Below are 11,247 nucleotides of genomic sequence, written 5' to 3'. Positions count from 1 at the left end.
CTCCTATATCCTGGAACATCTGCTCTGAGATATTGGTCATCACATTCTCATAGGAATCGATGTAGGTAACGTGGCCACGTATACTGTTGGCATCGGTGATGGGCTGGAGTCGGCTGAATACATTCTTCAATTCAGTCTTACGACCTATCACCTCAGGCGTACCTCCTTTTGCCAGATGGATGGCCGCCTTGGTGAATACATCCTTGGTAGGGAAGGTGAGGTCGTCCGTATCCTGACTGATAGTCAATTCGAAGACCTCATCCACGGGTTCGTTGAAGATGAAGGAGAAGATGCCATTGTCAGCACCTATCAGGTATTGACCGTTTTTTCTGACCACCACGTGGGCATTCTTGGTGCTCAATTCAGGTCGCACACCTATGATATGTACCGTCCCTTCAGGGAACTCCTTGAACACATTCCGGATGTGATAGGCGGCTTGAGCGATGCTGAATTTCTCTATCTCATGACTGATATCCACGATATGCACCGGGTCCAATTGCCGGAGAATGGTCGCTTTGACAGCGGCCACATAGAAATCTTTCAGACCCAGGTCTGTTGTCAAGGTGATGATCGGCATAGGGTATCAAAGCAGATGTCTATCGTCTACGTATACGGGGATTCGTGGGCTATCCCGCAAAGTTAGAGGGCAGAATGTGTGCTGGACTCCTGTTGAAAAGTGAAATGAACAAATCGACTGTGAACAGCGGATTCTAGGCATATTTGTTCTGCCAATATACAGAGCTTGCAAGAGAAGGAATTCACCATCACTGGAATCGATCCAGTATCCATACTCGGGGTCAATAATTCCAAACTCCGACTTATCCGTAAACACTTTCCTACGCTGAAGATCATCTCTCGGGGTGATACCATCAAGGTGATCGGAGAACCCAAGGAGGTCAAACGATTCACCCAGCGATTCGAAGAACTGAGGAAACATGTCGAACGATATAATACCCTGACCGATAGCGATATCGCCAATGTAGTCGGAGAAGGCAACGGGGACTCCTCCGGTAAAGAGGACGCTTCTATCCTGGTCTACGGCAACAAGGGCTTACGGATCAAACCCCGCACCAAAGGCCATCACCGCATGGTCAAGGCAGCGGAGAAGAACGACCTGGTCTTGGTCTCGGGGCCGGCAGGTACGGGGAAGACCTATACGGCTGTAGCACTGGCCGTACGCGCACTGAAAGACAAGGAGGTACGTAGGATCATCCTTACTCGCCCGGCTGTGGAAGCAGGAGAGAGTCTGGGTTTCCTACCCGGTGATATGCGGGACAAGCTGGATCCCTATATGCAGCCGATCTACGATTCCTTATTCGACATGATCCCACCCAAGCGATTGACCGAGTATCTGGAGAATCGGGTCATAGAGATCGCACCATTGGCCTATATGCGCGGTCGCACACTCGACCATGCCTATGTCATCCTGGATGAGGCGCAGAACACCACCGAGAATCAGATGAAGATGTTCCTCACCCGGATGGGCATGGATGCCAAGTTCATCATCACCGGGGATCTCACTCAGGTGGACCTGCCCCACAAAAAAGCCAGCGGTATGGTCATGGCCATGAACAGGCTGAAGAAGATAGACGGCATAGGCATCGTGGAGTTGGATAGCAGCGATGTCATCCGACACCGCTTGGTAAAGAAGATCATAGATGCATTCGATAAGAACTGAGATGGAGGCACTCATGGAGACGGACCTGCACCTTCCTGGGCAGGTCAAGAAATACAAAGGCAAGGTGAGGGATGTCTATCACCTGGACGATGGGCGACTGGTCATGATCGCGAGCGATCGCATCTCGGCTTTCGATGTGGTCCTGCCTAGAGGGATACCCTTCAAAGGACAAGTGCTCAATCAGATAGCCAATCGATTTCTGGATCTCACGGCAGACATCGTTCCCAACTGGAAACAGGCCTGCCCTGATCCACAGGTGACCGTAGGTCTGGCCTGTGAGCCCTATCGGGTAGAAATGGTCATACGTGCCTATCTCACAGGACATGCCTGGCGGGAGTACCGCGCTGGTAAGCGTATGCTCTGTGGTGTAGCGCTACCAGAAGGTCTCAAAGAACACGACCGACTTCCCGCACCCATCATCACACCGGCCACCAAGGCCGAGGAAGGACATGATGAGGATATAAGTCGAGAAGAGATCATCGCTCAGGGCATAGTCCCTGAAGAGGAGTACATACAATTGGAGAACTACACCCGAGCATTGTTCCAGAGAGGGACGGAATTTGCCGCAGAGCGTGGGCTCATTCTGGTGGATACGAAGTACGAGTTCGGTAAGAAAGGGGATACCATCTATCTCATCGATGAGATACATACTCCGGATTCATCCCGCTATTTCTACAAGGAAGGTTATGAAGAGCGACAGGAGCGGGGAGAGGCCCAGCGGCAATTGAGCAAAGAGTTCGTCAGGCAGTGGTTGATAGAGAACGGATTCCAAGGACTCGAAGGTCAACAGGTGCCCGAGATGAGTGACGCGTTCATACGATCAGTGAGCAAGCGCTATATCGAGTTGTATGAGAATATCACCGGGGAGGAGTTTGAAGCGGCCGATACCGCAGATCTACATGCTCGCATCGAGCAAAATGTACTCGATTACCTCGCATCCCGGTGAATTTACTTTGGGACGATATTTGCTTAGCTTGCATCCAAGACTACATTCTATGATCCGAACACTCGCCCTATTGGTATCCGGCCTGACTTTGACCACTTGCCTTCACACAGAGGCACAGCAAGAGGTACAACCCATTGAAATGGGCACGCTTCCCATGGAGGTGGATGAGAGTTCTGGACTGGCAGCAGCCAGCGTCACCTCGTTATGGACACTCAATGACCATGGCGGTAAAGCCGAGATATATGAGATCGATATCCGCGGAGAATTGGTACGCACAGTCAAGCTGATAGGTGTAGAGCCTGAGGATATGGAAGATATGGCCCAGGACGAACAAGGCAATCTCTATCTGGCCGATACCGGGAACAACAAGCAGAAACGGGACCGTCTGAGCATTTACAAATTGAACGTAGCAGATATCACCGGGGACAGTGTCCGTCCTGAAGTCATAGAATTCGTGCTACCGGATGATGGATTGAACAGCGAGTGCCATTACGATTTCGAGGCCATGACCTGGTCGAGGAATAAGCTCTATATCTTTTCCAAGGACCGATGCGATGAGAAGGATAACAGCCTCATGCTCTATTCCCTACCCGATGCAGCTGGGTTGCATACTGCGGACTTCATCGGAGAATTCTTCTGGGAGGATCCGGATCTGAATATCAAGATAACCTCTGCAGACATCGGAGTGGACGGTCGCAAGCTTGCCTTGCTCAGCAACGATGCCTTGCACTTCTTCTTTGCCTACAAGAAAGATGAATTCTTTGATGGGGCGTATCGCTATTTCCCACTGAAAAAATCGAGGAAAGAGGCACTTATACACATGACCGAATGCGACCTCTACATCAGTGAAGAGTCCAGCAAAGGGAAGAAAGGCAGATTGTGGAAACTCAATCTGTGCAATATAAATTGGAAGGACTAAGCTCGTCCCGCTCTACTTCTCATCATCGCTCTCGGCCTGCTTCTTCGACTTGCCGATCTTGATGGTGATCTCCTCCTTCTTCTTATCGAATCCGATACTGATAGAATCGCCTTCTTCGAGATTCTGATTCACGATCTCCTCGGCTAGAGGGTCTTCCACATATTTCTGGATAGAACGACTCAATGGACGTGCTCCGAACTTGGCATCATAGCCTTTGCTGGCGATGAAGTTCTTCGCATCCTTGGACATCTTGATGCTATATCCCAGTTCTTGGATACGACCGTAGAGCTTGGCCAATTCGATATCGATGATCTTATGGATATCGTCCTGTGACAAGGAATTGAAGAGCACGATGTCATCGATCCTATTCAAGAATTCCGGTGCAAAGGTCTTCTTCAGAGCACTGTTGATCACACTTCTCGCATGCGCATCAGCACTATCCTGCTTGGCATTCGTACTGAATCCTACACCCTGACCGAAATCCTGCAGCTGTCGTGCACCGATATTCGAAGTCATGATCATGATCGTGTTCCGGAAATCGATCCTACGCCCGAGGGAATCGGTCAGTTGACCATCATCCAGGGCCTGGAGTAGGAGATTGAATACATCTGGGTGAGCCTTTTCGATCTCATCCAAGAGCACGATGGAGTAGGGCTTCCTGCGGACCTTCTCGGTCAATTGTCCCCCTTCTTCATACCCGACATATCCCGGAGGTGCTCCGATGAGACGGGATACAGCGAACTTCTCCATATACTCACTCATGTCGATACGGATGAGGGCATCCTCACTGTCGAACATGTGCTTGGCGAGTACTTTGGCCAATTGGGTCTTACCTACACCGGTGGGCCCGAGGAATATAAACGATCCCACAGGCTTGTTGGGATCCTTGAGTCCAGCCCGATTCCGTTGGATGGCTTTGACCACCTTGACCACGGCCTCTTCCTGACCGATGACCTTGTCACCGATCTCATCCTTCATGCGTGCCAATCGCCCGCTTTCTTTCTCAGCGATACGCTGCACCGGGATACCGGTCATCATGGCCACTACATCTTCTACGGCATTCACATCCACGATCTCTCGCTGCTCACGTGCCTTGGCCTCCCATTCGGTCTTGGCCTTGTCCAGCTCTTCGGTGAGTTGCCTTTCCTTATCTCTCAACTTGGCGGCCTCCTCATACTTCTGACTGCGCACCACTTTGTTCTTCTCCTCCTTGACGTCCTCTATCTGTTCTTCCAGCTTGAGGATCTCCTTGGGCACCTTGATATTGGTGATGTGTACGCGTGACCCTACTTCGTCCAAGGCATCGATGGCCTTATCGGGAAGGTGTCTATCGGACATATATCGCGAGGTCAATTTGACACAGGCCTCTATGGCCGGATCGGTATAATTGACACCGTGGTGGTCTTCGTATTTCTCTTTGATATTGTGCAGGATCTCAATGGTCTCCTCGATGCTCGTTGGCTCTACCAAGACCTTCTGGAATCTGCGCTCCAAGGCGCCATCCTTCTCGATGTGCTGGCGGTACTCGTCCAATGTGGTCGCTCCTATGCATTGGATCTCTCCACGCGCAAGGGCCGGCTTGAACATATTGGAGGCATCCAGACTACCGGATGCACCTCCGGCACCAACGATCGTGTGGATCTCATCGATGAACAAGATGACATCCGGGGATTTCTCGAGTTCGTTCATCACGGCCTTCATGCGCTCCTCGAACTGACCACGGTATTTGGTACCGGCCACCAGCGAGGCAATATCCAGCGCGATGATGCGCTTGTCGAAGAGCACACGCGACACTTTGCGCTGCACGATGCGGAGTGCCAGTCCTTCTGCAATGGCAGATTTACCTACACCCGGCTCACCGATCAGTACCGGATTGTTCTTCTTCCTACGACTCAGGATCTGTGAGACCCGTTCTATCTCCTTCTGACGCCCTACGATAGGGTCCAGCTTTCCTTCTTCCGCCTGTAGGGTGAGGTCTCTACCGAAATTATCCAGGACAGGTGTCTTGCTCTTGGAGTCACCTACCTTCCGGCTGGTACCTCCGCCCATTTCTCCTCGCAGCCCGTCATCGTCATCTTCAGGCTCGTTGGGTATCTCCGCTCGGATGTCGAGATTTCCGGTCTGAGAAGGTTCCATGAGGTCATTGACCTTGTGATAATCTATCCCCATGTTGTGGAGTTGACGTGTGGCCACATTGGTATCGTCCTTCAGGATGGAAAGAAGGAGGTGATCCGTGCCTATGGTATTGCTCTTATGGACCTTGGCCTCCAGATAGGTCACCTTCAATATCTTTTCAGCTTGCTTGACCAGTGGGAGATTATCCGCATTGGCAGCCTTGACATTGGCCGTGGATTCGATACTGGACTCGAGCATGCGCCTGAATCCGATCAGATCCACATTCAATTTCTTGAGCAGTTGTATCGCAGTACCTTCTCCTTCGCGGAGAATGCCTAGCATGAAGTGTTCGACACCTATGTAGTTGTGTCCCAGTCTCAGAGCCTCCTCTCGACTGTATGTGATTACGTCCCTGACGCGGGGTGAGAATTTTGCTTCCATCCTGATTCTTAAAGATTACCTCTCTTACCTATCGTCTAAATAAGAGAATTCAATTCGTCCGAGCAAATCTTTCGTGTACGATACCGCTCGTTTCAAAGGTATTTTTAGTCCATCCGAAGCTATTTCGGTGACCCTTCGATTATTCACAGAATTCTGTGAACAATTGTGCAAAATATAGACAGCAATAACCGGGCCTGAGCTGCCGCCAAATGGGTATTTTCACGGCTCTCAAGAGGTAGACTGACCCGTAGGGTCGGCAAGACATAATCAGAATGACGAAATGGCAGAAGGAGAAAAAATAATTCCAGTCAATATAGAGGATGAGATGAAGAGCGCGTACATCGATTATTCGATGAGCGTTATCGTTTCCCGTGCCCTTCCAGATGTGAGGGATGGACTGAAGCCAGTACACCGCAGGGTGCTATATGGAATGTTGGAATTGGGAGTGACTGCTAGCAGGGCCTACAAGAAGTCCGCAAGGATCGTAGGTGAGGTGCTCGGTAAGTATCACCCACACGGTGACACCTCGGTCTATGACGCGATGGTGCGTATGGCACAGGACTGGTCCTTGCGTTATCCATTGGTCAATGGGCAGGGAAACTTCGGTTCGGTCGATGGGGATAGCCCAGCGGCCATGCGATATACCGAGGCCAAACTCAGGAAATTAGCGGAAGAACTCCTGTCGGATCTTGACAAAGAGACGGTCGACTTCACACCCAACTTCGATGACTCCCTGGAAGAGCCCTCGGTACTGCCTACACGTATTCCTGCCCTCTTGGTCAATGGAGCAAGTGGTATCGCAGTGGGGATGGCTACCAACATGCCTCCACACAACCTGACCGAAGTGGTCAATGCGACTATCGCCTATATCGACAATCGAGAGATCGATGTGGCCGGTCTGATGGAGCATGTCAAAGCTCCTGACTTCCCTACCGGGGGTACCATATATGGCTATGACGGTGTGCGAGAAGCATTCGAGACAGGACGCGGTCGGGTAGTCGTCAGAGGAAAGGCACGCATCGAGGAGAACAAGAGTGGTCGCGAAGTGATCATCGTAGAAGAGATTCCTTATCAGGTCAACAAGGCCGACATGATCAAGAAGACCGCTGATCTGGTCAACGATAAAAAGATAGAAGGCATCTCCGATATCCGGGATGAATCCGACCGGAACGGAATGCGCATCGTATATGAATTGAAGCGCGATTCCATACCGAATGTGGTATTGAACAAGCTGTATAAGTACACGGCTCTACAGACCTCATTCTCAGTTAATAACATTGCTCTTGTAAAAGGAAGGCCTCAGCTCCTGAACCTCAAGGATATGATCCGCGAATTCGTGGAGCATAGACACGAGGTCGTGGTGAGAAGGACGCGCTACGAATTGCGTAAAGCAGAGGAGCGTGCCCACATCCTAGAGGGCTTGTTGATCGCCATCGACAATCTGGATGAAGTCATCGCATTGATCCGTTCTTCGGCCAATCCAGAAGAGGCCAAAGAGGGACTGATGAAACAGTTCGAGCTTTCGGAGATCCAGGCCAAGGCGATCTTGGATATGCGGCTCCAGAAACTCACCGGACTCGAGCGCGACAAGATCAGAGCCGAGTACGATGACCTGATGAAGACTATCGAGCGTCTGAAGTCCATTCTCGGAAATGAGGACCTACGGATGAGTATCATCAAAGAAGAACTCGAAGAGGTCAAGGAGAAATACGGAGACGAGCGTAAGACCCTTATCGAATACAGTGGAGCCGATTTCCGCATGGAGGATATGATCGCAGATGAGTCTGTGGTCATCACCATCTCCCATTTGGGCTATATCAAGCGGACCTCATTGACCGAGTACCGCACCCAATCACGCGGGGGTGTCGGTTCGCGGGGATCGACCACGCGTAACGAGGACTTCCTCGAACACCTCCTGCTGGCGACCAATCACAACTACATGCTCATCTTCACCAAGAAGGGTAAGTGCTTCTGGATGCGGGTGTTCGAGATTCCGGAAGGGTCCAAGACCTCCAAGGGTCGAGCCATTCAGAATCTACTGAATATAGAGTCGGATGACAGGATCATGGCCTATATCAATGTAAAGGACCTCAAGGATGAAGAAGTCTTGAACAGTCACTACATCATGATGGCCACCAAGAAAGGTGTGGTCAAGAAGACACAACTGGAAGCCTACTCCAGACCTCGTCAGAACGGTATCAATGCGATCACCATACGTGAAGGAGATGAGCTGCTGGAGGCTAAATTGACCAACGGGCAGAACGAAGTCCTGTTGGCGACAACGGCCGGACGTGCCATCCGATTCAATGAAAAGGATGTACGCTCGATGGGCAGAACGGCTTCTGGAGTCCGAGGTATCAGTCTCAGCGGACCAAAAGATGAAGTGGTAGGTATGATCTGTGTGGATGATCCCAACAAGACCGTGCTGGTGGTAAGTGAGAATGGATACGGAAAACGTACGTATCTGAACGATCCGGATGACGGTGAACCCATCTACCGTATCACCAAACGTGGAGGTAAAGGGGTGAAGACCCTGACCATCACCGATAAGACAGGTGCATTGATCGCCATCAAACAGGTGAGCGATGGGGATCAGTTGATGATCATCAACAAATCCGGTATTGCTATCCGATTGGATGTGGAAGAAATGCGCGTAATGGGAAGAGCCACGCAAGGTGTACGACTCATCAATCTGAAAGGGAAAGATGAGATCGCGGCTGTGGCCAAGATCGAGGTCGACCACCTGGAGAATGAGTTCAATGTGAGCCTGGATGAAGAAGGAACTGAAGGCGATGCCGAAGGCACCGAGGGAGTGGATGGAGAAACAGATTCACAGGAGAACCCAAGCCCAGACAGCGATACAGACAGTCCTGAGGATTCTGGCAAAGCTTTTGATAATGATGAGGTGGATGAATAATACGACCATCGCTAAATATTTGAAAATGAACCATTTGAAAAGAAATATCCTGACCGTGTTCTGCTTGACTGCCGGTCTGATGATCATGGCCCAGTCAAGTAAGGTAACCAATGCCAAATTCAGCTATGATGCGGCACTGGAGAAGATCATGGCAGAGGACTTTGCCGCTGCGGCTGAAGAGTTGGCAGAGGCCATCCAGGAGATCGAACCGGCCATCGCTCATGAGAAGACAGGCATGAAGGAGAAGACCTGGAGATACAGGGCAAACATCTATGAACTGGTCTCACGTCACCTCGACAAGCCTGAGATCGCTGCTGTCAGTGAAAATCCGGTTTCCCTCGCGGCAGAGAGTTATCAGAAAGCCATGGAGTTGGACTCCAAGGGCAATTATGAGATGGAGCATAAGCAGGGTCTCGCGGTCATGCAGAATCTGGCCATGAACACTGGGATCAATCGCTACAATGCGAATGATTATGCGGGAGCATTCCAGATGTTCGAGCAGTCTATGCTTCTCTCGGAGAGCATGGGCATCACCGATACACTGGCCATCTATAATGCCGCTCTTTCTGCTGACCGAGCAGATGATGATGCCAATGCCTTGAAATACTATCAACGCTCATTGGAAGCAGGTTTTGATGAGCCCGCCATCTTCAAGTTCATGTCTGAAATACACTTGGCAGCAGGTGATACTGCTGCCGCTGAACAGGCCATCTATGATGGTGTGGAGGCTTATCCAAGTGACCAAGGGCTTTTGATCGATATGGTGAATATCTACTTAGGCAAGGGTGAGATGGATAAGGCATTGGATTACCTGAATAGGACTTTGGCACAGGACCCTGAAAATCACGAATTGCAATATAATGTAGGTGCAGTGCTTGATAACACAGGCAATAAGGAAGAGGCAAGAGCAGCCTATAAAAAAGCCATCGAGCTGGAGCCTTCATACTTCGATGCAAACTACAACCTGGGTGCTAGCTACTTCAATGAAGCGGTAGAGATGATCAATGATGCGAATGCCATCCCTACCCACAAGGTAAAGGAATATCAAGCAGCAAAAGCAAAAGCCGATGATGTGATGACCAAGGCACTTCCTTACTTGGAAAAGGCCCATGAGCTCAGTCCCGAAGACAGATCGACAATGGTCTCGCTAGCTGAGATCTACGCGCGTACCAATCAGTTGGAGAAGCGGAAGGCGATCATGGCGAAGATGGGAGACTGATCACTAGCCATTAAGACTTTGAAAGGCGACCTCGGGTCGCCTTTTTTTATGGATCGAATTTGCTGATGAGATAGCCGTGGCTGATGGCCAATTCCTCTGCACTGAAGGCATCGAACTGAGGATGTACATCGACTTGCGCAAGTAATTCGAGTTCGCCTTCTCGAATGGATTCTTCCGTGATCGGGATATCCAATTCCTGGTACTTCTCTTTGTACTCCTTCCAACGAAGCCTGTTCTGAGGTTGGATGCTGTTATCGATCATATTCCAACGATCCGTGCTGAAACGCAGGAAATTGTAGATGGTGATGGAATGATCGAAATGGGCAAAATTATCGGAAAGGTCGATGAAGTGGCTCATCAGTCCATCTGCTTTCAAAACCCGTTTGAATTCCTTCAGAATATCGCTGAGGACGTTTGGATAGATATGCTCGAAGGTGTTGTTGGAACAGATGAAATCGAAGGAGCTCTCAGCCAGGCCAGTAGCTCGTGCATCGATAAGCAGTGTGGATAGTCAGATTTTCTCACACATCGCTTCGCGAGACAGCCTAGGGTCAGCAGTGATCTGTATGAGTTCTTCCCATCTGGCTTCATCGATGGAAGTCAGATAGGTATTTAATCGACCATCGGCTCTCCATTCCACCATCTTGTGAATGGCCGTCCGTAGGGAATCTGCAGTCAGCCAGGACTGTATATCCAGACTGGTGACCGATCCCAGCCCAGAGAGGTAGAATGAGATAGGGATGATCGGATACCAGCCAGTACCTAGTTCAAGAATTTCAAGGTCCCTATCAGTATCGAGATATGCTTGAGCATATCGGATATGATCAGATGCATGCTCTATCTTATAACCAAAATGCTCATCATCCAGATGGACCCCCTTGGTCACATATTTCTGAAAGACATGGTTGGCCTTTTCCGGATCGGGAAGAAAGGATAGTCCCTTCTGGACCAACGCCTTCAGATGCCACTTCCGTGGTCTGAGTTTGGATAGCTTATTCCGATGGGGGGGGGG

General features: G+C 50.3%; 9 protein-coding genes. 5 read left to right on the top strand and 4 right to left on the bottom strand.

Annotated features, from left to right (window positions below; genetic code table 11):
* Nucleotides 1-577: SAM-dependent chlorinase/fluorinase (locus HKN79_06910; protein ID NNC83290.1), on the bottom strand; the 577-nt coding region annotated here is incomplete at its 3' end.
* 165 nt (nt 578-742) lie between these two features.
* Between HKN79_06910 and HKN79_06905 the strand changes: the two genes are divergently transcribed.
* The 3 genes from HKN79_06905 to HKN79_06895 are packed head-to-tail and all read left to right on the top strand — an operon-like array spanning nt 743 to nt 3,543.
* A complete protein-coding gene (locus HKN79_06905; GenBank protein NNC83289.1) occupies nt 743-1,678 on the top strand; it encodes a PhoH family protein in 936 nt (311 codons plus the stop codon).
* 1 nt (nt 1,679) lies between these two features.
* Entirely contained in the window at nt 1,680-2,624 is a 945-nt protein-coding gene (locus tag HKN79_06900; protein ID NNC83288.1) for a phosphoribosylaminoimidazolesuccinocarboxamide synthase, read from the top strand.
* A gap of 49 nt (nt 2,625-2,673) precedes the next feature.
* The gene (locus HKN79_06895) at nt 2,674-3,543 is read left to right on the top strand and encodes a hypothetical protein (protein ID NNC83287.1); all 870 of its coding nucleotides are present in this window, start codon (nt 2,674-2,676) and stop codon (nt 3,541-3,543) included.
* A 12-nt stretch (nt 3,544-3,555) separates the two neighbouring features.
* On the opposite strand, the gene HKN79_06890 is transcribed toward HKN79_06895, so the two are convergent.
* Nucleotides 3,556-6,099, bottom strand: coding sequence for an ATP-dependent Clp protease ATP-binding subunit (locus HKN79_06890; GenBank protein NNC83286.1), 2,544 nt, complete (start codon nt 6,097-6,099; stop codon nt 3,556-3,558).
* A gap of 280 nt (nt 6,100-6,379) precedes the next feature.
* Here HKN79_06890 and gyrA point away from each other — a divergent pair, with 280 nt between their 5' ends.
* Both gyrA and HKN79_06880 read left to right on the top strand, forming a co-directional pair.
* On the top strand, nt 6,380-9,016 hold the full coding sequence (gene gyrA, locus HKN79_06885) for a DNA gyrase subunit A (protein ID NNC83285.1): 2,637 nt from the start codon (nt 6,380-6,382) through the stop codon (nt 9,014-9,016).
* A 25-nt stretch (nt 9,017-9,041) separates the two neighbouring features.
* Nucleotides 9,042-10,235: a tetratricopeptide repeat protein gene (locus HKN79_06880; protein NNC83284.1), complete on the top strand. Its 1,194-nt coding sequence runs from the start codon at nt 9,042-9,044 to the stop codon at nt 10,233-10,235.
* 46 nt (nt 10,236-10,281) lie between these two features.
* Here HKN79_06880 and HKN79_06875 read toward each other — a convergent pair whose 3' ends face one another.
* Together HKN79_06875 and HKN79_06870 are read right to left on the bottom strand one after the other, a co-directional pair.
* A complete protein-coding gene (locus tag HKN79_06875; GenBank protein ID NNC83283.1) occupies nt 10,282-10,737 on the bottom strand; it encodes a class I SAM-dependent methyltransferase in 456 nt (151 codons plus the stop codon).
* Between the two features lie 9 nt (nt 10,738-10,746).
* On the bottom strand, nt 10,747-11,247 hold a 501-nt coding region (locus tag HKN79_06870; protein ID NNC83282.1), incomplete at its 5' end, for a hypothetical protein.

The sequence above is a fragment of the Flavobacteriales bacterium genome (assembly GCA_013001705.1).
Classification (GTDB): Bacteria; Bacteroidota; Bacteroidia; order Flavobacteriales_D; family JABDKJ01; genus JABDLZ01.
This window is presented reverse-complemented; position numbering and strand designations above follow the sequence as displayed.

What these genes read in the sequence shown, in the direction of transcription:
- HKN79_06890 (NNC83286.1), bottom strand. Translation starts at nt 6,099, where the DNA reads ATGGAAGCAAAATTCTCACCCCGCGTCAGGGACGTAATCACATACAGT.
- HKN79_06900 (NNC83288.1), top strand. Translation starts at nt 1,680, where the DNA reads ATGGAGGCACTCATGGAGACGGACCTGCACCTTCCTGGGCAGGTCAAG.
- gyrA (NNC83285.1), top strand. Translation starts at nt 6,380, where the DNA reads ATGGCAGAAGGAGAAAAAATAATTCCAGTCAATATAGAGGATGAGATG.
- HKN79_06895 (NNC83287.1), top strand. Translation starts at nt 2,674, where the DNA reads ATGATCCGAACACTCGCCCTATTGGTATCCGGCCTGACTTTGACCACT.
- HKN79_06880 (NNC83284.1), top strand. Translation starts at nt 9,042, where the DNA reads ATGAACCATTTGAAAAGAAATATCCTGACCGTGTTCTGCTTGACTGCC.